Consider the following 21,435-nt stretch of genomic DNA (forward strand, 5'->3'; position numbering starts at 1 on the left):
AGCGCTGCTTCCTAAAGTGGGGCCACCTCAAGGAGACATGCAAATGGCAAAGATGACAGCGGTCCAGGCCGCGGTGCTGGTGATGGAAAAGGAAGGCGTGACGCAGGCCTTCGGCGTGCCGGGCGCGGCGATCAACCCGCTGTATTCCGCGCTGCGCCAGCGCGGCAGCATCGCGCACATCCTCGCGCGCCATGTGGAGGGCGCCTCGCACATGGCCGAGGGCTACACCCGCGCCATCGCCGGCAACATCGGCGTGTGCATCGGCACCTCGGGCCCGGCGGGCACGGACATGATCACCGGCCTGTACTCGGCCTGGGCCGACTCCATTCCCATCCTGTGCATCACCGGCCAGGCGCCGCGCGCGCGTCTGTATAAGGAAGACTTCCAGGCGGTGGACATCGAGTCGATCTCCAAGCCGGTCACCAAGTGGTCGGTCACGGTGCGCGAACCGGGCCAGGTGCCGCAGGTGTTCCAGCAGGCCTTCCACCTGATGCGCTCGGGCCGCCCCGGCCCGGTGCTGATCGATCTGCCCTTCGACGTGCAGATGGCGCAGATCGAATTCGACATCGATGCCTATCAGCCGCTCACCCCCTACAAGCCCGCCGCCACCCGCGCGCAGGTCGAGAAGGCCATCGGCATGCTCAACGCGGCCGAGCGCCCGCTGATCGTGGCCGGCGGCGGCGTCATCAACGCCGATGCCGCCGACCTGCTGGTGCGCTTCGCCGAAACCACGGGCGTGCCGGTGATTCCCACGCTGATGGCCTGGGGCGCGATTCCGGACGACCACCCGCTCATGGCCGGCATGTGCGGTCTGCAGACCAGCCACCGCTACGGGAACGCGACGATGCTGGCGAGCGACTTCGTGCTGGGCATCGGCAACCGCTGGGCCAACCGCCACACCGGCTCGGTCGAGGTCTACACCAAGGGCCGCACCTTCGTGCACGTGGACATCGAGCCCACGCAGATCGGACGCGTGTTCACGCCCGACTTCGGCATCGTGTCCGACGCCAGGGCCGCGCTCGAGCTTTTCGTGCAGGTGGCCGAGGAGATGAAGGCCGCCGGCAGGCTGCCGAACCGCAGCGCCTGGGCCGGCGAATGCCGCGACCGCAAGAAGACGATGCTGCGCAAGACCAACTTCGCCGACGTGCCGATGAAGCCGCAGCGCGTGTACCAGTGCATGAACAACCACCTGGACCGCGACACCTGCTACGTGAGCACCATCGGCCTGTCGCAGATCGCCGCCGCGCAGTTCCTGCACGTGTACAACCCGCGCCACTGGATCAACTGCGGCCAGGCCGGCCCGCTGGGCTGGACCATTCCCGCCGCGCTGGGCGTGCGCGCCGCCGACCCCACGCGCAAGATCGTCGCGCTCTCGGGCGACTACGACTTCCAGTTCATGATCGAGGAGCTGGCCGTGGGTGCGCAGTTCAAGCTGCCGTACCTGCACATCGTGGTCAACAACTCCTACCTCGGGCTGATCCGCCAGGCGCAGCGCGGCTTCGAGATGGACTACTGCGTGCAGCTCGCGTTCGACAACATCAACGCGGCACCCGACGCAGGCATCGAGAGCAGCTACGGCGTGGACCACATGAAGGTGGTCGAGGGCCTGGGCTGCAAGGCGATCCGCGTGCGCAAGCAGGAAGAGATGGCGCCCGCCATCGCCCGCGCCGAGGCGCTGATGGCCGAGTTCAGCGTGCCGGTGGTCATCGAGGTGATGCTGGAGCGCGTGACCAACATCGCCATGGGCACCGAGATCGACGCCATCAACGAATTCGAGCCGCTCGCCGAGAGCACCGCCGACGCACCCACGGCGCTGGCCGTGGCCATGCTCGATTGAGATCCTGAAGGAAACACATGCCCAAGTTCGCAGCCAACCTCACGATGCTCTTCACCGAGCTGCCCTTCATGCAACGCTTCGAAGCCGCCGCCAAGGCGGGCTTCGAGGGTGTCGAGTACCTCTTTCCCTATGCCTTCGACAAGAAGGAACTCGCCGCCGCCCTGCGCGCCAACGGCCTGCAGCAGGTGCTGCACAACCTGCCCGCCGGCGACTGGGACCGGGGCGAGCGCGGCATCGCCTGCCACCCCGAGCGCACGAGCGAATTCATCGAGGGCATCGGCATGGCGATCGGCTACGCCACGGCGCTGGGCTGCCCGCAGGTGAACTGTCTGGTCGGCAAGTTGCCCGAAGGCGCGAGCCGCGAGGCCGCGCACCGCACGGTGGTGGGCAACCTGCGCATCGCGGCGCGCGAACTCGAGGCCGCGGGCCTGCGGCTGCTGCTGGAACCCATCAACACCTTCGACATTCCCGGCTTCTTTCTCACGCGCACGGACCAGGCGCTGGCGCTGATCGACGAGGTCGGCTCGGCCAACCTGCGCGTGCAGTACGACATCTACCACGCGCAGCGCATGGAGGGCGAGCTGGGCAACACGCTCGCGAAGCACCTGGGGCGCATCGGCCACATCCAGCTGGCCGACAACCCGGGCCGCGGCGAGCCGGGCACGGGCGAGATCAACTACCCCTGGCTGTTCCAGCACATCGATGCGCTCGGCTACGACGGCTGGATCGGCTGCGAATACAAGCCTCGCAGCGACACGGTCAGCGGGCTCGGATGGCGCGAGGCGCTCACGCAACAACAGTGAAACACACAGGAAACAGAGACATGGCAACCCAACAGAGAATCGGATTCATCGGCCTCGGCATCATGGGCGCGCCCATGGCGGGCCACCTGCTCGACGCAGGCCATCAGCTGTTCGTGAACACGCACGGCAACACGCCCGAGCCCTTCGTGTCGAAGGCCACCATCTGCGCCTCGGCGGCCGAGGTGACGCGGCAGGCCGACATCGTCTTCATCATGGTGCCCGACACGCCCGACGTGGAGAAGGTGCTGTTCGGCGCGCCCGGCTCCGAAGGCGTGGCCGCGGGCCTGAAGGGCTCGAGCGGCAAGGTGGTGGTCGACTGCAGTTCGATCGACCCGATCGCGACGAAGGACTTCGCGCGCCGCATCACGGCACTGGGCGCCGGCTACATCGACGCGCCGGTCTCGGGCGGCGAGGTGGGCGCCAAGGCCGCGAGCCTGACGATCATGTGCGGCGGCAGCGAAGGCACCTTCGAGCGCGTGAAGCCGCTGCTCGACCTGATGGGAAAGAACGTCACGCTGGTGGGCGGCGCGGGCGACGGCCAGGTGTGCAAGGTGGCCAACCAGATCATCGTGGCGCTGAACATCGCGGCGGTGAGCGAGGCGCTGGTGTTCGCCTCGAAGGCCGGCGCCGACCCGGCCCGCGTGCGCCAGGCGCTGATGGGCGGCTTCGCGAGCTCGCGCATCCTGGAAGTGCATGGAGAGCGCATGATCAAGCGCACCTTCGCGCCGGGGTTCCGCATCTCGCTGCACCAGAAGGATCTGAACCTGGCGATGCAGAGCGCGCGCACGCTGGGCGTGTCGCTGCCGCAGACCGCCGGCGCGGCGCAGCTGATGAACGCCTGCGCGGCGCTCGGCTACGGCCAGCTCGACCACTCGGCGCTGGTCAAGGCGCTCGAGGTGCTGGCCCAGCACACCGTGTCCCCCGAATGAACCAACCCGCAGCCTGGGGGCGCTACGCTTTTTCCAGCGCTTCCTTCAGGTTGCGCCGGCGCAGGGCCCAGGTCCGGAAGGACTGCGGCAGCACGAAGAGGCTGGAGATGTAGTAGGTGAGCTTGAAGCCCCACATGCGCGACGTGACGGGCGTGTCGCGGAACAGGTCGCCCGCCAGGATCGACAGCAGCGCCTCGTGCATGCGCCACAGGTTGCGCGGGTACATGAACAGGCCGCGGATGGCCGGGGAGGTGATGCGGTGGATGAACCACGAGAACACGCGCGGCCCGTAGTCCATCATCTTCTCGTAGCGGCGGAAGGCGCGCTCGGCCTGCTTCGCCTCGCCGCGCAGCCACAGGTCGACCGCGGCGGCGCCTTCGAAGGCGCTGTTCATCGCCAGGAAGACGCCCGAGGAGAACATCGGGTCGACGAACGCATAGGCGTCGCCCACCATCATGAAACGGTCGCCGCGGCAGACATCGGCGTCGTAGGCGTAGTTGCCGGTGGTGGTGGCACCTTCGAGCAGCGTGGCGTTCTGCAGGCGCGCGGCCAGCTTGGGCGCCAGCGCGATGGTCTCCATCAGGAACTGGTCGAGCGAGCCCTTGCGGCGCTTGAAGTACACCGGGGACGCCACCGCGCCCACGCTCACCGTGCCGTCCTTCAGGGGAATGAACCAGATCCAGCCATGGTCGAACCAGAACAGCGAGATGTTGCCCTCGGCGCGGCCCGGCCGGCGCTCGGCATTGGCGAAGTGCCCGTAGATGGCGGCGCTGGCGTGCTTGCGGTTGCGCCGCTTGGTGTCGAACTGGCTCGACAGCAGCGTGTCGCGCCCGCTCGCGTCGATCACGAAGCGCGGGCGCCAGGCGCTCTCGGTGCCGTCGTCGGCCTTGACCTTCACCAGCGGCCGGTTCTCGGGCGTGCCCTTGCCGGCGTCCATGTCCACGCCCGTCACGCGCAGGCCCTCGAAGGTGCGTGCGCCGCGCTTGCCGGCATGGCGAAACATCAGTTCGTCGAACTCCGAGCGGCGCACATGCACCGCGTACGGGAAGTTCTTGTCCATGGCCTCGCCGAAGTCGAACTGGCTCGTGTGCTCGTGCCAGGGCGAGACGAACTCGGCACCGTGCTTGCGGATGCCCATGGCCTCGACCTCGATGCGCAGGCCCAGCCGGTCGAACAGCGGCATGTTCATGGGCAGCAGCGACTCGCCGATGTGGAAGCGCGGATGCTGCGCCTTCTCGATCAGCACCACGTCGTGCCCCTTGTCCGCGAGCAGCGCGGCCACGGTGGAGCCCGCGGGGCCGCCACCGATGACGACGACGTCGGGGTCGGCCGTGCTGAAAGTTTCCTGGCTCGTACCGCGCATGCGATGCCCCTCCGCTGTCGTTCTGTGATGTGGTCGAGTTGGCTTTGTGAACCCCGGATAACCATGGTTAACAAGCACGCAGTTTAGCCAAACGGCCCGCCCGTCCCATCCACGCTATGGGTTCAGGCGTTTTCGGCATTCCCCCCGCGAGAACAAGCCGCGCTTTTGCGGTAGCCTCGTTGCCCGTCTGAAACAAGGAGACTTTCATGGCTGCACCCCTTTCCCCCGCAGAAGAAGCACTTCGCGAGGCAGCGCGCGAATACCACCGCTCGCCCGTCAAGGGCAAGATTTCGGTCACCCCGACCAAGCCCCTGCTGAACCAGCGCGACCTGTCGCTGGCCTATTCGCCGGGCGTGGCCTATCCCTGTCTGGACATCGCGGAAGACCCCTCGACGGCATCCGAATACACCGCGCGCGGCAACCTGGTCGGCGTGATCACCAACGGCACCGCGGTGCTCGGCCTGGGCGACATCGGCCCGCTGGCCGCCAAGCCGGTGATGGAAGGCAAGGGCTGCCTGTTCAAGAAATTCGCCGGCATCGACGTGTTCGACATCGAACTGGCCGAGCGCGACCCCGATAAGCTGGTCGAGATCATCGCGGCGCTGGAGCCCACGCTGGGCGGCATCAACCTCGAGGACATCAAGGCGCCGGAGTGCTTCTACATCGAGAAGAAGCTGCGCGAGCGCATGAACATCCCGGTGTTCCATGACGACCAGCACGGCACGGCCATCATCTCGGCCGCAGCGCTGCTCAACGGGCTGGAACTCGTGGGCAAGAAGATCGGGGAAGTCAAGATCGCCGTGTCGGGCGCGGGCGCGGCCGCCATCGCCTGCCTGGACGTGATGGTCGGCCTGGGCGCCAAGCCCGCCAACATCTACGCCTGCGATTCCAAGGGCCTGATCTACATGGGCCGTGCAGGCGGGTTCGACGAATCCAAGGCACGCTACGCCCAGCAAGACACCGGCGCCCGCACCCTGGCCGACGTGGTGAAGGACGCCGATGTGTTCCTGGGCTGCTCGGCCCCCGGCGTGATGACGGCCGAGATGGTCAAGACCATGGGCACGCAGCCCATCATCCTGGCGCTGGCCAACCCCGAGCCCGAGATCCGGCCCGAGCTGGCCAAGGCCGTGCGGCCCGACTGCATCATCGCCACGGGACGTTCGGACTACCCGAACCAGGTCAACAACGTGCTGTGCTTCCCGTACATCTTCCGCGGCGCGCTCGACTGCGGCGCCAGCAAGATCACGGAAGAGATGAAGCTGGCCTGCGTGCGCGAGATCGCCGACCTGACCAAGGCCGACATCAGCGAAGAGGTGGCCACCGCCTACGCCGGGCAGGAGCTGGCCTTCGGCCCCGACTACATCATTCCGAAGCCCTTCGATTCGCGCCTGATCCTGCGCATCGCGCCGGCCGTGGCCAAGGCGGCCGCCGCCTCGGGCGTGGCCACGCGCCCGATCGAGGACATGGACGCCTACCGCCAGCACCTGACGCGCTTCGTCTACCAGACCGGCATGTTCATGCGCCCGGTGTTCAGCGCCGCCAAGATCGCCACGGCCAAGCGCGTGGCCTACGCGGAAGGCGAAGACGAGCGCGTGCTGCGCGCCGCACAGTGGGCGGTCGACGAAGGCCTGGCGCGCCCGATCCTGGTGGGCCGCCCCGCCGTGATCGACGCGCGTATCAAGAAGGCCGGCCTGCACATCCGCGTGGGCACCGACTTCGAGATCGTCAATCCCGAGGACGATCCGCGCTTCCGCACCTACTGGGAGAGCTTCCACAAGCTCATGGGCCGCCGCGGCGTGACGCCGGAGGCCGCCAAGACCATGGTGCGCCGCTCGAACACCACCATCGCCGCGCTGATGCTGCACCTGGGCGATGCCGACGCCATGATCTGCGGCCTGGTCGGGCGCTTCGACGTGCACCTGGAGCACATCCGCAACCTGATCGGCCTGAAGCGCGGCGCCCCGGGCTTCGCCACGCTGAACGCGCTGACGCTGGACAAGCGCACCGTCTTCATCACCGACACCAACGTCAACGAAGATCCGAGCGCCGAGCTGCTGGCCAGCATCGCCGTGATGGCCGCCGAGGAAGTGCGCCGCTTCGGCCTGCCGCCGAAGGTGGCCTTCCTGTCGCACTCGAACTACGGCACCTCCAGCCGCGGCTCGGCGCGCAAGATGCGCCTGGCGCGCGACCTGTTCGCGCAGATGGCGCCCGACATCGAGTGCGACGGCGAGATGCACGGCGACGCCGCGCTGTCGGAGGAAATCCGCCGCACCGCCCTGCCCGAGACCACCTTGAGCGGCGAGGCCAACCTGCTGGTGTGCCCGAACCTCGATTCGGCGCACATCCTCTACAACGTGCTGAAGATGACCGGCGCCAACGGCATCACGGTCGGGCCGGTGCTGCTGGGCGCGGCCGGCTCGGCACATGTGCTGACGCCCTCCTCGACGGTGCGGCGCATCATCAACATGACCGCGCTGGCCGTGGCCAAGGTGACGGTCGACAAGTAAGCCAACCCCGCCCGGCCGCAGGCCGGGCACACGCACAGGAATCCGGGACGGGTGAATCATCCGCCCCGGATTTTTTTTGCCATGGCGATGCAGCCAGCGCAGCGGACGCCGGCGCGGTCTAGACGCCTTTTCGCCCGGCTCCGGTGCGCCAGACCCCTCGAATCGAAGGGATTTCCCGCGCAAGGTGCAGCAACTGCACCGCTTCGGAGCACGGGAAGGGTTCGCACCAATCACGTGCGGGCACCGTTTTTGCTTGAATGCCGGGCAACTTTCCTGCATTCATCTTTCACGGACCGACCTGAATGAACAAGCGCCAACTGCTCCAGTCCTTCCTCGCCGCCTCGGCCCTCAGCTTCGGCCTGTCCCCGGCCTTTGCCCAGGCCACGACGCCGATCAAGTTCCAGCTCGACTGGCGCTTCGAGGGACCCGCGGCGTTGTTCCTGCACCCGGCAGCCAAGGGCTACTTCAAGGCGGCCGGACTCGATGTGACCATCGATGCGGGCAACGGCTCGGGCGGCACGGTCACGCGCGTGGCCTCGGGCGCCTACGACATGGGCTTCGCCGACCTCGCGGCGCTGATGGAATTCCACGCCAACAACCCGGACAGCCCGAACAAGCCGGTCGCGGTGATGATGGTCTACAACAACACGCCGGCCTCGGTCATGGCGCTGAAGAAGAGCGGCATCACCAAGCCCGCCGACCTCGCGGGCAAGAAGCTCGGCGCGCCGGTGTTCGACGCAGGCCGCCGCGCGTTCCCGATCTTCGCCAAGGCCAATAACGTGGGCGCCGTCAACTGGACGGCCATGGATCCGACGCTGCGCGAAACCATGCTGGTGCGCGGCGACATCGACGCCATCACCGGCTTCACCTTCACCTCGCTGCTCAACCTCGAGGCGCGCGGCGCCAAGGCGGCCGACGTGGTGATCCTGCCGTACCCCGACTACGGCGTGAAGCTGTACGGCAACGTCATCATCGCCTCGCCCAAGCTCATCAAGGAGCGCCCTGAGGTGGTGAAGAAATTCCTCTCTGCCTTCGCCAGGGGCGCGAAGGAGGTCATTGCCAATCCGGCCGTGGCCATCGAGTCGGTCAAGGCGCGCGACGGCATCATCGACAGCAAACTCGAGACGCGCCGCCTGCAGCTGGCCATCGACACCGTGATCAACAGCGCCGACGCCCGTGCCGACGGCTTCGGCGCGGTCAATGCGGGCCGCATGTCGCTGATGGCATCGCAGGTGTCGGACGCGTTCAACACCAAGACGCGCGTGAGCCCCGACGCGGTGTGGACCGCGGCCATGCTGCCGCCGGCTGCGGAACTCAACATCCTGAAGAAGTGATGGCGCTCGCACCCGGTGCGTCCGGCGCGCCCGACCCGGCCGCTGCGTTCGTCGACTTCCAGGACGTCTGGCTCGCCTACAACGAGGAACTGCTGCGCGCGAACCACTTCGCGGTCGAGGCCATCGACCTGAAGGTGAAACGCGGCGAATTCATCGCCATCGTCGGCCCTTCGGGCTGCGGCAAGTCGACCTTCATGAAGCTCACGACCGGGCTCAGGATGCCGTCGATGGGCCGGATCCGCATCGACGGCCAGCCCGTGACCGGGCCGCTGAAGATCTCGGGCATGGCCTTCCAGGCGCCTTCGCTGCTGCCGTGGCGCACCACCGTCGACAACGTGCTGCTGCCGCTGGAGATCGTCGAGCCCTACCGCTCGAACTTCAAGGCCAGGCGCAAGGAGTACGAAGAGCGCGCACGGCGCCTGCTGCAGAAGGTTGGCCTGGGCGGCTACGAGGACAAGTTCCCGTGGCAGCTCTCGGGCGGCATGCAGCAGCGCGCGAGCATCTGCCGCGCGCTCATCCATGAACCCAAGATGCTGCTGCTCGACGAGCCCTTCGGCGCGCTCGATGCCTTCACGCGCGAGGAACTGTGGTGCATCCTGCGCGACCTGTGGACCGAGCAGCAGTTCAACGTGATCCTGGTGACGCACGACCTGCGCGAGTCGGTGTTCCTGGCCGACACGGTATACGTGATGAGCAAGAGCCCGGGCCGCTTCGTGGTGAAGCGCGACATCGAGCTGCCGCGTCCGCGCGAGCTGGAACTCACCTACACGAAGGAGTTCACCGACATCGTGCTGGAACTGCGCGGCCACATCGGCGCGATTCGCGGCAACGCCGCCGGCGCGACGGGTCCCGCCGCGGTGGCGCACTGAGGAGCGGCCATGAAGAACAGCAAGCAACTCGAACGCTGGTCGCCCTGGCTGCTGCTCGTGGCGGTGATCCTGCTGTGGCAGGTGATCTGCGCGGGCTTCGGCGTCTCCGATTTCATCTTTCCGAGCCCCCTGCGTATCTGGACCCAGTTCTGGGAATACAAGGAGATCATCGCGGGCCATGCGTGGCGCACCTTCTGGGTCACGATGGCGGGCTTCGGCCTGGCGATCGTGGTGGGCGTGCTGCTGGGCTTCGTCATCGGCAGCTCGCGGCTCGCGTACGCCGCCATCTATCCGCTGATGACGGCCTTCAACGCGCTGCCCAAGGCGGCCTTCGTGCCGATCCTGGTGGTGTGGTTCGGCATCGGCATCGGGCCGGCGATCCTCACCGCCTTCCTCATCAGCTTCTTCCCGATCATGGTCAACATCGCGACGGGCCTCGCCACGCTCGAGCCCGAGCTGGAAGACGTGCTTCGCGTGCTCGGCGCCAAGCGCTGGGACGTGCTCGTGAAGATCGGCCTGCCGCGCTCCATGCCGTACTTCTTCGGCTCGCTCAAGGTCGCCATCACGCTGGCCTTCGTGGGCACCACGGTGAGCGAGATGACGGCAGCCAACGAAGGCATCGGCTACCTGCTGATCTCGGCCGGCTCGGCCATGCAGATGGGCCTGGCCTTCGCCGGACTGATGGTGGTGGGTGCGATGGCCATGCTGATGTACGAACTCTTCAGCGTGATCGAGAAGCACACCACGGGCTGGGCGCACCGGGGATCGCAGGCATGAACACGCTCGGGCTTCGTGCACTGCGTGTCGCTCCTCCTTCCCCCTTGCAGGGGGCGACACCTGCGGCCCGGCAGAGCCGGTTCCGCGGTGTTCCACGAACAGGCGCCCGGCCATGACGCCGGAGCAGGCGATCAAGGCGCTGCGCCGTGCGAACGACGTGGCGCGGCGCGCGATGGCGATGGGCCGCCACCCCTTCGGCGCGGTGCTGGTGGCGCCCGACGGGGAGACCATCCTCGCCGAGCAGGGCAACATCGACACGGTGCAGCACGCCGAGGCCACGCTCGCGCGCCACGCCGCGCAGAACTGGCCGCCCGAATACCTCTGGCAATGCACGCTGGCGACCACCTTCGAGCCTTGCGCAATGTGTGCGGGAACGAGCTACTGGGCGAACATCGGGCGCATCGTCTACGGTGCCGAAGAGTCAGCGCTGCTCGCGCTCACCGGCAGCCACCCGGAAAACCCGACGCTGAGCCTGCCGTGCCGCGAGGTCTTCGCGCGCGGGCAGAAGAAGGTCGAGGTGATCGGCCCGGTGCCCGAGGTGGCCGAAGAGATGATCGCCACGCACCGCGGCTTCTGGGAGTCGCGCGGGAACCACCAGGGCGGGTAGGCGCCCGCCACCTGGGGTCAGTACGCCGGTCGCACGGCGCGCGTGGTTTGCGCACCGTCGCGGAAACGTGACGCCGCCGCCTCGGCGCCGCGCGCCAGGATCTGCAGGTCCATCGCCACCGCCACGAAGAGCGCACCCAGGTCCAGGCATTCGCGCGCACGCGCGTCGTCGAGCATCAGGATGCCGGGCGCCTTGTGCCTGCCACGGATGCGGCGGATCGCATCGTCGATGGCGCGCTTCACGGTCGGGTGGCCGGGGTCGCCCGGATGGCCCAGGCTCGCGGACAGGTCGGCCGGCCCGATGAAGACGCCGTCGATGCCCTCGACCGAGAGGATCGCGTCGAGCTGCTCGAGCGCCTCGCCGGTTTCCACCTGCACCAGCAGGCACAGCTCGTCCTGCGCACGCTTCACGTAGTCGCCGATGCGCCCGAAGTTCGACGCCCGCATCGAGCCTCCCATGCCGCGCACGCCGGCCGGGGCGTAGCGCGTCGCACGCACCGCCGCCTGCGCCTGTTCCGCGTCCTGCACGAAGGGCAGCAGCAAGCTCTGCGCGCCGATGTCGAGGTAGCGCTTGATGAGCACGGTGTCGTTCCAGTCGGGCCGCACCACCGCCGAGGTGCGCCGCGCGGCATCGGCCGGCACCGCGGCGCTCACCGCCTGCAGCTGGTGCAGCATGTGCGGCACGTCGGTGGGCGTGTGCTCGGTGTCGAGCAGCACCCAGTCGAAGCCCGCGCCGGCGACGATCTCCGACACGTACGGGTCGGGCAGCGTCGACCACAGCCCGATCTGCGGCACGCCCGCCGCGAGCGCGCGCTTGAAGTGATTGGGCAGCACCGGCATGGCGTTCACCCGAAGTGGCACGACACGGTGCCGAACTCGCCGTAGTCGGCCACCACGGTGTCGCCCTTGACGACCTCGATCGGCCGGATGAACGAGCCCGCGAGAATCACCTGCCCAGCCTCCAGCGTCACGCCGAAGCGATGCAGCCGGTTCGCCAGCCACGCCACGCCGTAGCCCGGATGGTTGAGCACGCCGGCGGCCAGGCCGGTTTCCTCGACCTCGCCGTTGCGGCTCACGATGGCCCCGATGCGGCGCATGTCCGCATCGACCAGCGCGGGCCTGAACGGCCGCCCGCCCAGCACCAGCGCGGCGTTGGCTGCGTTGTCGGAGATGGTGTCGAACACGTTGCGCGTGCGGCCGGTCTCTGGGTCGATGCGCTGGATGCGCGCGTCGAGGATCTCCAGCGCAGGCGTCACGTAGGCCGTGGCGTCGAGCACGTCGAACAGCGTGCAGTCGGGGCCCGACAGCGGACGCGCCAGCACGAAGGCCAGCTCGGCCTCGATCTTCAGCTGAAGGAAGCGCTCCGTCGGGATCACCGCGCCGTCGCGGTAGAACATGTCGTCAAGCAGCGCACCGTAGTCGGGCTCTGCGATGTTCACCGCGCGCTGCATCGCCTTGGACGTGAGGCCGATCTTGTGGCCCTTGAGCGTGCGGCCGTTGCGCAGCTTGAGCTGCATCCAGGCGTGCTGGATGGCGTAGGCGTCGTCGATGGTCATGCCCGGATGCTCGAGCGAGAACTGGCGGCATGCCACGCGCGTGAGTTGCGCCTGCTCGAGCCGTTCGGCGGCCTGCGACAGGGTGGTGGCGTCCAGGCTCATGGCACCGATTCCTCTGCGCGCACCACGTTGCGCAGCACGCCCACGCCGCTCACTTCCACCTCGACCACGTCGCCCGGCTTCAGGAATCTCGGCGGATCGAAGCGGATGCCGGCGCCGGTCGGCGTGCCGGTGGCGATGATGTCGCCGGGCTCCAGCGTGGTGAAGGTCGACAGGTAGTGCACCAGGTAGGCGAAGTCGAACATCAGGTTCGCGGTGGTGTCGTCCTGGCGCGGCTCGCCGTTCACGCGCGTCTGCACGCGCAGCGCGCCGAAGCCCTGCGGGAACTCGTCGGCGGTGACGATCCACGGACCGATGGCGCCGGAGGCGTTGAAGTTCTTGCCCTGCGTCACGTTGAACTTGGCGTGGTGCACCCAGTCGCGGATGGTGCCCTCGTTCATGCAGGTCAGGCCGGCGATGCAGGCCAGCGCCTCGTCGCCGTTCACGCGGCGCGCGCGGCGGCCGATGACGATGGCGATCTCGCCCTCGTAGTCGAGCTGCGTCGATTCGAGCGGCTGCTGCAGCGCCTCGCCGTGGCCCACGAAGGACTCCGCCACACGCATGAAGATGCTCGGGTACTTCGGCAGGTCGCTGCCGTCCTTGTACTCGGCGTTGCGGTGCGCGTAGTTCACGCCGATGCAGAACACGCGGCGCGGCTGCGCGATGGGCAGCTCGAAGCGGACGTCGGCCAGCGCGTGGTCGGGCGCCGCACCCTCGGCGGCGGCGCGGGCCTGGGCCAGTGCGGCCTCGCCGCCGGCCAGCAGCGCGGACACCGATGCGAAGGCCGGCAGGCGCCGGCTCAGGTTGACCACGCCGTCGCCGACCACGCAGCCCCAGTGCGAGGAGCCGCCATGCAGGTAGCTGATGAGTTTCATGCGGTCTCGAATCCGAAGAAGCGGGCGGGGTTGTCGACAAGAACCTTCTGCCGCGTGGCGGCGTCGGGCGTGAAGCGGTAGAGCAGCTCGAGCAGCGCGCCCTCGTTGGGCGGCTGCTTCACCGACACGGGGTGCGGCCAGTCGCTGCCCCAGACGCAGCGCTCAGGCGCGGCCTCGATCAGGCGGCGGGCCAGCGGCACCACGTCGTCCCAGGGTGCGCCGGTCTTCGAGATCTTCTCGGACAGCGACAGCATCACCCAGAAGTTGCCGCGCTCGAACAGCTCGAGCATCCGCGCGAGGCTCGGGTCGGCATCGCCGCGCGACGGATCGGCGCGGCCCATGTGGTCGAGCAGCACCGGCACGTCGAGCGCCTCGAAGGTCGCGAGCTGCGCCGCGATGCCGTCGGGCTCGGGCTGCACCTTGACGTACCAGCCGAGTTCCTTGACACGGGCGAAGGCGCGCGCCTGCTCGGCCGCGCTCAGGCTGATGCCGAGGCCGCCGCGGGTGAAGCGCGCGCCGCGCACGCCGGCGTCGTGCAGCTTGTGGAGGTAGGCGTCGTCGCGCTCGGTCAGCACGGCGGCGTTGGCGCAGGCCATGTAGCGGCGCGGGCCGCCGGCGTTGAGGCCTTCGAGCGCATCGAGCACCACCGTGTGGTCGGCGCCGTAGGTGGTGGCCTGCACGATCACGCCGCGGCCGATGCCGAGCGTGGCGTGCAGCCGCTGGGCCACCTGCCAGGTGGCGGTGGGCATTTCATAGGCGGCGTTGGGCCGCACCGGGTATTGCTCGCGCGGGCCGAACACGTGGAACTGGCTGTCGCAGGCCAGCGGCGGCGGCAGCGGCACGGGCGCGCGCGGATGAGGGTCGAAGGGAAGGTAGTCGGGCATGGGTTTCCGGTCGGAAGGAACAGGGGACGCGGCTCAGGCGATCCAGGCGGTGAAGCTGCACTCGATGAGCTTGCCCATGTCGAGCTCGGGCGCGACGATGGCGTGGCGCGCGGGCCGCGAGGCGGCGTCGGGGAACATCTCGAGCCAGGGTGCGTTGAGCGCGGGCCGCTGGCTGCGGTCCTTCATCCACACGGTGAGCTTCACGATGTCCTGCGTGCTGCCGCCGGCGGCCTCGACGATGCGCCGCACGTTGTCGAGCATGAAGCGGCACTGCGCCTCGATGGTCTCGGCGGGCTTGCCGGTGGCAGGGTCGTTGCCCTGGATGCTGCCGCTCTCCAGCAGCGGCCCCACGCGGCAGGCCGCGGGAATCGGGTTCTTGTGGCCGAAGCCGTCGACGTACACGCTGGTGCGCGCGGCCGGCGCGGCGCGCCCGAGAACGGCCATGGGTGCGGTGGGCGTGCTCATTCGGCGGAGATGTTGGATTGCTTGATGACGGGCATCCAGCGCGCGTCTTCCTGCGTGAGGAAGCGCGCGAACTGCTCGGGCGAGCTGCCGCGGGCCTCGGAGCCCAGCGTCTGGAAGCGGGCCTGCACCGCCTTGTCGGCCAGGATCTTCTGCAGCGCAGTCGACAGCCGCGCGACGATCTCCTTCGGCGTGCCGTGCGGTGCGAGGACGCCGGTGAAGGTCTCGGTGCTGAAGTCCTTGAAGCCGGCTTCTTTCAGCGTCGGCACGTCGGGCAGCTGCGGCAGCCGCTTGGGCGAGGTGACGGCGAGCGCGCGCGTGCGGCCCTGCTGGATGAACGGACCGGCCACGGAGATCTGGTCGAAGTTGAACTGCACCTGGCCGCCCAGCAGGTCGGTGGTGGCCGGCGCGTTGCCCTTGTAGTGCACCGTGGTCCAGTGCGCGCCGCTTTCGCGCTGCAGGTATTCGCTCACCAGGTGGTTCTGCGTGCCCGCGCCGGGCGAGGCCATGGTCAGCGTGTTGCCGGGCTTCTTGCCCTCGGCGACCAGGTCGGCCACCGTCTTGTAGGGGGTCGACGGATGCACCTGCAGCACCAGCGGCGTGAAGGACACCGAGCTGACGGGCGCGAAGTCCTTCTTCCAGTCGTAGGCGTTGCGCTTGAAGATGGTCGGCGAGAACAGAATCGGCCCGTTCGCGCCCATGAAGAAGGTGTAGCCGTCCGGCGAGGACTTGGCCACGTACTCGGCGGCGATCATGCCGCCCGCGCCGGGCCGGTTGTCGACGATGAAGGGCTGCTTGAGCTCAGCCTGCAGCTGCTCGCTGATGATGCGCGCGGCGCCGTCGACATTGCCGCCCGGCGGGTAGGGCAGCACCAGCTTCACGGGTTTGTCGGGCCAGCCGGACTGTGCCGTGGCGAGCACGGGCGCGAAGGCCGCGCACGCGGCGACGGCAACGGTGGCGATGAGTTCTTTCAAGTGATGTCTCCTTGCTTGCATGCCGGCCCCGCAAGTGTGTTGCGCTGTGCACCGGCGACCCATGCACTCTAAGAATCCGAGACTGGATGCTGCAACGCAATATGTCCGAGTTGTTCCATATGATGGACGTTTTCGACAAGTCCGCAGATGCCGTCTCAGAGGCGCTGCGGACAATCGAGCCTCTGCCACCAAGGAAGGCCCCTCATGTTTCTCGATGCCGGCGACCTGTCGCCCGAAGCCACCTACCGCCTGATGAGCGGCATCGTCGTGCCGCGCCCGATCGCGTGGATCACCACGCTGTCGGACACCGGCGTGGTCAACCTCGCACCGTTCTCCTGCTTCACCTTCGTGTCGAACAAGCCGCCGATGCTGGGCGTGAACGTGGGCCGCAAGGCCGGCCGGCGCAAGGACACCGGCGCCAACATCCACGCGCTGGGCGAGTTCGTGGTGAACATCGGCGACGCCTCGCAGATGGTGGCCATCCACGAGAGCAGCGCGGAGCACGCGCCCGACGTCAGCGAGACCGAGCTGCTCGGCCTCGGCACCCTCCCCTGCACCACGGTGCGGGTGCCGCGCCTGGCGGACGCACCGGTGAGCATGGAGTGCCGGCTGGAGCGCGTGATCTCCTTCGGCAAGACCGGCGCGGAGTTCATCGTGGGCGAGGTCACGGCCTTTCACATCCGCGACGGCCTGATGCACGACGGCAAGGTCGACACGCGCGCCCTCGACCCCGTGTGCCGCATCGGCGGCCCGAACTACGCCACGCTGGGCGAGATCGTCACGCTGCGCGGCATGCAGCAGACGCCCAAGGCGGTGATGGATGGCGGCGGCAGATAGATCGGCCGACACGGACTCCGGCACGGCCGGCGCGCAGAGCGTGCGCCGCGCGCTGGCGGTGCTGCGCGTGCTGGCCACCGGCCAGGAGCGTGGCGTGCGGCTGACCGACGTGGTCAACCACACCGGCCTCAACCGGCCCACGGTGCACCGCATCCTGCGCGTGCTGGTGGAGGAAGGCGCGGTCGAGCAGGACCCGGCCACGCGCCGCTACCTGGTCGGCGGCGAGGTCTCGCTGCTGGGGCTGGCGCGCTCGAGCCGCTTTCCCATTCGCGCGATCGCCGAGCCGCATCTTCGGCACCTGAGCGAAAGCCTGGGCGACACGGCCTTCCTCACCATCCGCAACGGCACCGATTCGGTCTGCATCGACCGGCGCGCCGGCAGCTTTCCGGTGAAGGTGCTGTCGATCGAGATCGGCGCGCGGCGGCCACTGGGGGTGGGCGTGAGCGGACTGGTGCTGCTCGCCTCGTTGCCGCCCGACGAGGCGGCCGAGGTGGTGCGGCGCAACGCGCGGCGGCTGGAAGCCCTGCGCATCGATCCTGCGGAACTGCTGGCTCGCGCGGTGCGCGTCAGCCGGGACGGCTATGCCTATGCGCCGGTGGGCGTGGTGCCCGGCTCACGCGCGGTGGCGGTGCCGGTGTGCCTGGCCGACGGCCGCACCGTGGCAGGGCTGGCGATCGCCACCATCACCGAGCGCCTCCCCGATGCGCGGCTTGAGACCGTGGTCGCGCAGATGCGTGAGCGAGCGCGGCTGATCGGCGCGCAGGCGGCGGAACTCGCTCATCGCAAGTCGGTACGGCGCACTTCGGTTGCGTTTTCGGGCGCGTCGTCTTCCAGCAGCAGGGACGCCTCGTCGCGCCAGTAGTTCACCGCTGCGAGCCAGCCTTCCCATACGCAGCCGTTGCAGCCGCGCCCGCAGCAGGTGGTGGGCTCTGGCGGCGGCGGGCGCAGCGCGACACCGTGCGCGTCGAGCAAGGCCTGCACGCGCGCGATCAGCGCCTGCGCGCCGGCAAGGTTCGTGGGGTCGGGCAACCGTTCGATCGGATTCATGAAGGAAGCGCCGATTCTCGGGTCTCGAGGTTCAGTTCCAGCCGCATCTTCGCGCCACCCGATTCGCTCGACCCGATCGTGAGCTGCCCGCCATGCAGGCGCGCGACTTCGGCCACCAGGTGCAGGCCGAGCCCCGCGCCGCGTCCCCGGGGCACCAGGCGGTGGAACGGCGCCACCACGCGTTCGCGATCGGCCTCCGGAATGCCCGGTCCCGAGTCGAGCACCTCGAAACCCGAAGGCTCCCAGAGGCGTACCTCGATGTCGCAGCCCTGTCCGCCGTGCTCGATCGCGTTCTGGATCAGGTTCGTGAGCGCGCGCTCGAGCGAGGGCGCGTCGCCGCGCACCCACAGGGGCCGCGGTGCGTCGACCGACAGCGTGCAGCGGTTCAGGATGGCCAGTGGCGCGATGTCGCCGGCCACGCGCTCGCACAGCGCCTTCAGGTCGACGGGCTCATGGTCGTGCAGCACGATGCGGTCCAGCCGCTGCAGGTCGAGCAGTTGCTCGGCCAGCGTGGCGAGCCGCGCCGAGGCCTGCATCAGCTTCACCTTGGGCGCGTCGCCGGGCAGTCCCTCGATGTGGATCTGCAGGGTGGTGATCGGCGTGCGCAGCTCGTGCGCGGCGTCGGCGAGAAAGCGTTCCTGCCGGTCGTAGCCTTCGTTGAGGCGGTCGAACGCGCGATTCACCGCGTTCACCAGCGGCCGGATCTCGCTCGCCACGTTGGCCAGCGGCAACCGCGTGGTGCGCTCGTGCACGTCGATGCTCTCCGCATGGCCGGCCGTGGCCACCACGCCCTTCAGGCCGCGCTTCACCACGAACGGCGTCGCCAGGATCACGCCGAGGCAAGTCACCAGCGCCATCGGCGCCACCAGGAACAGGAACACCAGCCCTGTGCCCTTCAGCGTGTTCTTCATCGTGAGCGGGGCACCGGTGCGCGCCATCACGTCGAGCGGCCCCGCCGCGGTGTCCATGCGCTCGAACCGGGCCTTGGGCTGCGTGTTGTCGTTGGCTGGCTCGATGGACATGCGCGAGAGGCCGTCGAACGAGTTCATCAGCGTGTCGTACCTCGGCGGCACCTCGCCGTGGCGCACCTCGTTGCCTGCGGGGTCGCGCGCGATGAACCAGAACGACGCGTCGGCCTCCGCCAGGCGCTTCAGCTCCGCCGTCTGTTCCATGACCAGCTTGCCGCCCGCATCGCGCGCCGCCGCACGCTGGATCACTGCCACCGTCTCCTGCCCCGTCTCGTCGACCACGCGGCCGAGCACCCACGCGAGGCCGATGAAGCCGCCCAGCACCAGCGAGCCGACCACCACCTGCAGCAGGATCAGGCTCCAGATGAGTTGCCAGCGCAGCGAACTCAGCGTCATTGCGCGGGCGGCTGTGCCGCGCAGATCAGGTAGCCCACGCCGCGGATGGCATGGATCTCGACCTGCGCTCCGGCCTTGTCGAGCTTGGAGCGCAGGCGCGAGACGTGCGTGTCGAGCGCGTTCGACTGGATCTCGTCCTGGTGCCCGTACACGCGGTCCTGCATGGCCTCACGCAGCACGGTGCGGCCGCGGTGCTCGAGCAGCGCCTCGAGCACCAGCAGCTCTCGGCGCGGCAGCGTGATGCTCGCGTCGCCCACGTGGGCCTGCCGCATCTGATGGTCGAAGCGCAGCAGGCCCAGCGTCATGACGAGGTTCGCGCGGACCGCGGGACGCCGCGCCAGCGCGCGCACGCGCGCCATCAGCTCGTCCATGGAAAAGGGCTTGGCAAGGTAGTCGTCGGCGCCGCCGTCGAGGCTCAGCACGCGTTCGGCCACATCGCTCATGGCCGTGAGCACCAGCACCGCGGCGGCGATGCTGTTCTGCCGGAGGAATGCCACGAGCGATAGGCCGTCGCCATCGGGCAGGCCGCGGTCGAGCACGATCACGTCGTGCTGCGCCGACAGCGCCGCCTCCTCGGCTTCGCGCAGCGAGCTCGCCACGTCGACCACCATCTGGTTCTGACGCAACGCCGACGCGAGGGCCTGCGCCAGGTCGGCTTCGTCTTCGACGAGCAGGATTCTCATGGGCTGCGGTGGCGGATGTGAGTAGGGCGGATGCGTGAAACGGGGCCGGTCATTCTAGGAGAGGGCCCCTTGCGGAAGACGCAATGTTCACGCAATGCAGGCCCCTAAGCTGGGTCGCTTCCTTTCTCCGAAAGCAGCATCGGTGACCTCCCGCCCGGCGACACATTCCCTCCTGCCTTCCGCGAGCCCCGTGCCCTGGTACATGGCGCTGGGCCAGCGCATCGCGACGCTCTGGGTGGTCAAGATGTTCGGCACCACGCTCGGCATCTCGGGCTTCTTCGTCGTGTACTTCTGGGTGATGCACAACCCGCTGCGGGAGCCGACGGTGATGCCGCTCACGCCGCTGGACCACTGGGTCGGCGTGAACGACGAAGCCATGATGCTCTACGGCTCGCTGTGGTTCTACATCTCGCTCGCGCCGGCGTTCGCGAAGGACAAGGCCGAGCTCCTGGCCTGCGCGCGCGACGCCGCGCTGATGGCCGTCGTCGGCCTGCTGGTGTTCTGCCTGTTCCCGACCGCGGTGCCGGCGTTCGCGGTCGACTGGTCGCAGTACCCGTCGCTCCAGTTCCTCAAGGCGACCGACGCAGGAGGCAATGCGTTCCCGTCGCTGCACGTCGCCTTCGCGGTGTTCTCGGCGATGGTGCTGGCGCGGCAGCTGCGCAGCGTCCGCGCGCCCGCCTGGGTGCGCGCGCTGAACCTGCTGTGGGCACTGGGCATCGTCTACTCGACGCTCGCCACGCGCCAGCACGTGCTGCTCGACGTGCTCGGCGGCACGCTGCTCGCGTTCGCGGTGGGCTGGGCCGGCAACACGCGCGGCCGGCTCGTGTGGAAAGAGGCCTGAATACGGTACAAAGCGCGAGGCACAACAACACCAGGCACTCTCGAATCATGGCCGACGACATCGCCGCCGCGCTGCGCATCGAACGCGTCGCGCTGGACACGGACCACCTGCAGTTGACGCTCTCCAACGGCAGCGAACACAGCCGGCCCTATCGCCTGCACAGCGTGCTGCAAAAGGCGACCTCCGCGCAGCGCGCGCAATGGGTGCTGGTCGACGGGGGCTGCGGCATCGCCTGGCCCGCGCTGGCGAATTCCGGCGAGGCCGGCCTGATCAACATGTACGACGTGGCCTGGGAGGCGTCGTACGACGCGGCGATGGACTTGCTCAAGGAAGCCGGCTGGAAGCTCGACGCCCTGCCTTCGCGCGAGCAGGACCTGTGCGCGCTGTGGCGGCTCGAAGCCGACATGAACAACGGCGGCTTCATCCAGTTCTTCGGCAACTGGGGTGAAGCCAACTGCCGGATCGCACTGGACGCTCTGCGAAAGATCGGCGCGCACCAGGCGCTGGCCATCGTGCAGCGGCAGCGCGACATCCTGCAGCGGCTGGAAGACGACCCCCGGCTGGAATCCATGCAGGACATCTACCGCTTGCTGACCGAAGCGGAAAGCGAGGAACTCGAAGAACTGGACCAGGCCTTCTGGGAGTACCCCGACCGGCTGGCACCGTTGGGGTTGGCGTGCTACGGGCTGACGCCCGGCTCGCCGCTTGCAGGGGTCGCACGCCCCTGAGCGCGAAGCACGCGGCCCGCGATTCGCTTCAGGCGGGCCGGGCCGGTCGGAGGATGGAAG

At 68.6% G+C, this 21,435-nt stretch carries 22 protein-coding genes; 12 read left to right on the plus strand and 10 right to left on the minus strand.

Annotated elements, in window-relative coordinates; all coding sequences use genetic code 11:
* Positions 1-43: 43 nt before the first annotated feature.
* From gcl to AACL56_RS28905, 3 genes are read left to right on the plus strand one after another with little or no spacing between them, the layout of a single operon-like run.
* Entirely contained in the window at positions 44-1,837 is a 1,794-nt protein-coding gene (gcl, locus tag AACL56_RS28895; protein ID WP_339093440.1) for a glyoxylate carboligase, read from the plus strand.
* Positions 1,838-1,854: 17 nt separating this feature from the next.
* Positions 1,855-2,640, plus strand: a complete 786-nt coding sequence (hyi, locus tag AACL56_RS28900; RefSeq protein ID WP_339093441.1) for a hydroxypyruvate isomerase — start codon at positions 1,855-1,857, stop codon at positions 2,638-2,640.
* Between the two features lie 20 nt (positions 2,641-2,660).
* Entirely contained in the window at positions 2,661-3,569 is a 909-nt protein-coding gene (locus tag AACL56_RS28905; RefSeq protein ID WP_339093442.1) for a 2-hydroxy-3-oxopropionate reductase, read from the plus strand.
* A gap of 22 nt (positions 3,570-3,591) precedes the next feature.
* Here the strand turns inward: AACL56_RS28905 and AACL56_RS28910 are convergent, their stop codons facing one another.
* Positions 3,592-4,932: an NAD(P)/FAD-dependent oxidoreductase gene (locus tag AACL56_RS28910; RefSeq protein ID WP_339093443.1), complete on the minus strand. Its 1,341-nt coding sequence runs from the start codon at positions 4,930-4,932 to the stop codon at positions 3,592-3,594.
* Positions 4,933-5,138: 206 nt separating this feature from the next.
* Here AACL56_RS28910 and AACL56_RS28915 point away from each other — a divergent pair, with 206 nt between their 5' ends.
* The 5 genes from AACL56_RS28915 to AACL56_RS28935 all read left to right on the plus strand — a co-directional run bounded on the left by AACL56_RS28915 (position 5,139) and on the right by AACL56_RS28935 (position 11,026).
* Positions 5,139-7,439, plus strand: coding sequence for an NADP-dependent malic enzyme (locus tag AACL56_RS28915; protein ID WP_339093444.1), 2,301 nt, complete (start codon positions 5,139-5,141; stop codon positions 7,437-7,439).
* A gap of 302 nt (positions 7,440-7,741) precedes the next feature.
* Positions 7,742-8,773 (plus strand): ABC transporter substrate-binding protein, encoded by a 1,032-nt coding sequence (locus AACL56_RS28920; protein ID WP_339093445.1) that lies wholly within the window; start codon positions 7,742-7,744, stop codon positions 8,771-8,773.
* On the plus strand, positions 8,773-9,642 hold the full coding sequence (locus AACL56_RS28925; protein WP_339093446.1) for an ABC transporter ATP-binding protein: 870 nt from the start codon (positions 8,773-8,775) through the stop codon (positions 9,640-9,642). Before AACL56_RS28920 ends, AACL56_RS28925 begins: the two co-directional genes overlap by 1 nt.
* Positions 9,643-9,651: 9 nt before the next feature.
* The gene (locus AACL56_RS28930; protein ID WP_339093447.1) at positions 9,652-10,419 is read left to right on the plus strand and encodes an ABC transporter permease; all 768 of its coding nucleotides are present in this window, start codon (positions 9,652-9,654) and stop codon (positions 10,417-10,419) included.
* 112 nt (positions 10,420-10,531) lie between these two features.
* Entirely contained in the window at positions 10,532-11,026 is a 495-nt protein-coding gene (locus AACL56_RS28935) for a nucleoside deaminase (RefSeq protein ID WP_339093448.1), read from the plus strand.
* A gap of 17 nt (positions 11,027-11,043) precedes the next feature.
* On the opposite strand, the gene AACL56_RS28940 is transcribed toward AACL56_RS28935, so the two are convergent.
* The 6 genes from AACL56_RS28940 to AACL56_RS28965 are packed head-to-tail and all read right to left on the minus strand — an operon-like array spanning position 11,044 to position 15,875.
* Complete coding sequence (locus AACL56_RS28940) at positions 11,044-11,865, minus strand: aldolase/citrate lyase family protein (RefSeq protein ID WP_339093449.1); 822 nt, start codon at positions 11,863-11,865, stop codon at positions 11,044-11,046.
* Positions 11,866-11,870: 5 nt separating this feature from the next.
* Positions 11,871-12,683, minus strand: a complete 813-nt coding sequence (gene hpaH, locus AACL56_RS28945; RefSeq protein WP_339093450.1) for a 2-oxo-hept-4-ene-1,7-dioate hydratase — start codon at positions 12,681-12,683, stop codon at positions 11,871-11,873.
* Positions 12,680-13,555 carry a fumarylacetoacetate hydrolase family protein gene (locus AACL56_RS28950; RefSeq protein WP_339093451.1) on the minus strand — a complete coding sequence of 292 codons (876 nt, stop codon included), beginning with the start codon at positions 13,553-13,555 and terminating at the stop codon, positions 12,680-12,682. The genes hpaH and AACL56_RS28950 overlap by 4 nt, the downstream gene beginning before the upstream one ends.
* Positions 13,552-14,439, minus strand: a complete 888-nt coding sequence (locus AACL56_RS28955) for an amidohydrolase family protein (RefSeq protein WP_339093452.1) — start codon at positions 14,437-14,439, stop codon at positions 13,552-13,554. The genes AACL56_RS28950 and AACL56_RS28955 overlap by 4 nt, the downstream gene beginning before the upstream one ends.
* Before the next feature lie 33 nt (positions 14,440-14,472).
* Positions 14,473-14,904 (minus strand): RidA family protein, encoded by a 432-nt coding sequence (locus tag AACL56_RS28960; protein ID WP_339093453.1) that lies wholly within the window; start codon positions 14,902-14,904, stop codon positions 14,473-14,475.
* A complete protein-coding gene (locus AACL56_RS28965) occupies positions 14,901-15,875 on the minus strand; it encodes a Bug family tripartite tricarboxylate transporter substrate binding protein (protein ID WP_339093454.1) in 975 nt (324 codons plus the stop codon). Before AACL56_RS28965 ends, AACL56_RS28960 begins: the two co-directional genes overlap by 4 nt.
* 204 nt (positions 15,876-16,079) lie before the next feature.
* Between AACL56_RS28965 and AACL56_RS28970 the strand changes: the two genes are divergently transcribed.
* On the plus strand, positions 16,080-16,712 hold the full coding sequence (locus tag AACL56_RS28970; protein ID WP_339093455.1) for a flavin reductase family protein: 633 nt from the start codon (positions 16,080-16,082) through the stop codon (positions 16,710-16,712).
* Positions 16,696-17,574: an IclR family transcriptional regulator gene (locus tag AACL56_RS28975; protein WP_339093456.1), complete on the plus strand. Its 879-nt coding sequence runs from the start codon at positions 16,696-16,698 to the stop codon at positions 17,572-17,574. The genes AACL56_RS28970 and AACL56_RS28975 overlap by 17 nt, the downstream gene beginning before the upstream one ends.
* Here the strand turns inward: AACL56_RS28975 and AACL56_RS28980 are convergent.
* The 3 genes from AACL56_RS28980 to AACL56_RS28990 are packed head-to-tail and all read right to left on the minus strand — an operon-like array spanning position 17,490 to position 19,806.
* Positions 17,490-17,759: an oxidoreductase-like domain-containing protein gene (locus AACL56_RS28980; RefSeq protein ID WP_339093457.1), complete on the minus strand. Its 270-nt coding sequence runs from the start codon at positions 17,757-17,759 to the stop codon at positions 17,490-17,492. The genes AACL56_RS28975 and AACL56_RS28980 overlap by 85 nt on opposite strands.
* The gene (locus AACL56_RS28985; RefSeq protein ID WP_339093458.1) at positions 17,756-19,123 is read right to left on the minus strand and encodes a sensor histidine kinase; all 1,368 of its coding nucleotides are present in this window, start codon (positions 19,121-19,123) and stop codon (positions 17,756-17,758) included. Before AACL56_RS28985 ends, AACL56_RS28980 begins: the two co-directional genes overlap by 4 nt.
* Positions 19,120-19,806, minus strand: coding sequence for a response regulator (locus AACL56_RS28990; protein WP_339093459.1), 687 nt, complete (start codon positions 19,804-19,806; stop codon positions 19,120-19,122). The genes AACL56_RS28985 and AACL56_RS28990 overlap by 4 nt, the downstream gene beginning before the upstream one ends.
* Positions 19,807-19,996: 190 nt before the next feature.
* Between AACL56_RS28990 and AACL56_RS28995 the strand changes: the two genes are divergently transcribed.
* On the plus strand, positions 19,997-20,647 hold the full coding sequence (locus tag AACL56_RS28995; protein WP_339093460.1) for a phosphatase PAP2 family protein: 651 nt from the start codon (positions 19,997-19,999) through the stop codon (positions 20,645-20,647).
* 47 nt (positions 20,648-20,694) lie between these two features.
* Positions 20,695-21,375, plus strand: coding sequence for a DMP19 family protein (locus AACL56_RS29000; protein WP_339093461.1), 681 nt, complete (start codon positions 20,695-20,697; stop codon positions 21,373-21,375).
* The last annotated feature ends 60 nt before the right edge of the window (positions 21,376-21,435 follow it).

Source organism: Variovorax paradoxus, assembly GCF_902712855.1.
GTDB lineage: Bacteria > Pseudomonadota > Gammaproteobacteria > Burkholderiales > Burkholderiaceae_C > Variovorax > Variovorax paradoxus_Q.

Excerpts from the sequence above, each read along its gene's own strand:
- gcl (WP_339093440.1), top strand. The coding sequence starts at position 44 with ATGGCAAAGATGACAGCGGTCCAGGCCGCGGTGCTGGTGATGGAAAAG.
- hyi (WP_339093441.1), top strand. The coding sequence starts at position 1,855 with ATGCCCAAGTTCGCAGCCAACCTCACGATGCTCTTCACCGAGCTGCCC.
- AACL56_RS28905 (WP_339093442.1), top strand. The coding sequence starts at position 2,661 with ATGGCAACCCAACAGAGAATCGGATTCATCGGCCTCGGCATCATGGGC.
- AACL56_RS28910 (WP_339093443.1), bottom strand. The coding sequence starts at position 4,932 with ATGCGCGGTACGAGCCAGGAAACTTTCAGCACGGCCGACCCCGACGTC.
- AACL56_RS28915 (WP_339093444.1), top strand. The coding sequence starts at position 5,139 with ATGGCTGCACCCCTTTCCCCCGCAGAAGAAGCACTTCGCGAGGCAGCG.
- AACL56_RS28920 (WP_339093445.1), top strand. The coding sequence starts at position 7,742 with ATGAACAAGCGCCAACTGCTCCAGTCCTTCCTCGCCGCCTCGGCCCTC.
- AACL56_RS28925 (WP_339093446.1), top strand. The coding sequence starts at position 8,773 with ATGGCGCTCGCACCCGGTGCGTCCGGCGCGCCCGACCCGGCCGCTGCG.
- AACL56_RS28930 (WP_339093447.1), top strand. The coding sequence starts at position 9,652 with ATGAAGAACAGCAAGCAACTCGAACGCTGGTCGCCCTGGCTGCTGCTC.
- AACL56_RS28935 (WP_339093448.1), top strand. The coding sequence starts at position 10,532 with ATGACGCCGGAGCAGGCGATCAAGGCGCTGCGCCGTGCGAACGACGTG.
- AACL56_RS28940 (WP_339093449.1), bottom strand. The coding sequence starts at position 11,865 with ATGCCGGTGCTGCCCAATCACTTCAAGCGCGCGCTCGCGGCGGGCGTG.
- hpaH (WP_339093450.1), bottom strand. The coding sequence starts at position 12,683 with ATGAGCCTGGACGCCACCACCCTGTCGCAGGCCGCCGAACGGCTCGAG.
- AACL56_RS28950 (WP_339093451.1), bottom strand. The coding sequence starts at position 13,555 with ATGAAACTCATCAGCTACCTGCATGGCGGCTCCTCGCACTGGGGCTGC.
- AACL56_RS28955 (WP_339093452.1), bottom strand. The coding sequence starts at position 14,439 with ATGCCCGACTACCTTCCCTTCGACCCTCATCCGCGCGCGCCCGTGCCG.
- AACL56_RS28960 (WP_339093453.1), bottom strand. The coding sequence starts at position 14,904 with ATGAGCACGCCCACCGCACCCATGGCCGTTCTCGGGCGCGCCGCGCCG.
- AACL56_RS28970 (WP_339093455.1), top strand. The coding sequence starts at position 16,080 with ATGTTTCTCGATGCCGGCGACCTGTCGCCCGAAGCCACCTACCGCCTG.
- AACL56_RS28975 (WP_339093456.1), top strand. The coding sequence starts at position 16,696 with ATGGCGGCGGCAGATAGATCGGCCGACACGGACTCCGGCACGGCCGGC.
- AACL56_RS28980 (WP_339093457.1), bottom strand. The coding sequence starts at position 17,759 with ATGAATCCGATCGAACGGTTGCCCGACCCCACGAACCTTGCCGGCGCG.
- AACL56_RS28985 (WP_339093458.1), bottom strand. The coding sequence starts at position 19,123 with ATGACGCTGAGTTCGCTGCGCTGGCAACTCATCTGGAGCCTGATCCTG.
- AACL56_RS28990 (WP_339093459.1), bottom strand. The coding sequence starts at position 19,806 with ATGAGAATCCTGCTCGTCGAAGACGAAGCCGACCTGGCGCAGGCCCTC.
- AACL56_RS29000 (WP_339093461.1), top strand. The coding sequence starts at position 20,695 with ATGGCCGACGACATCGCCGCCGCGCTGCGCATCGAACGCGTCGCGCTG.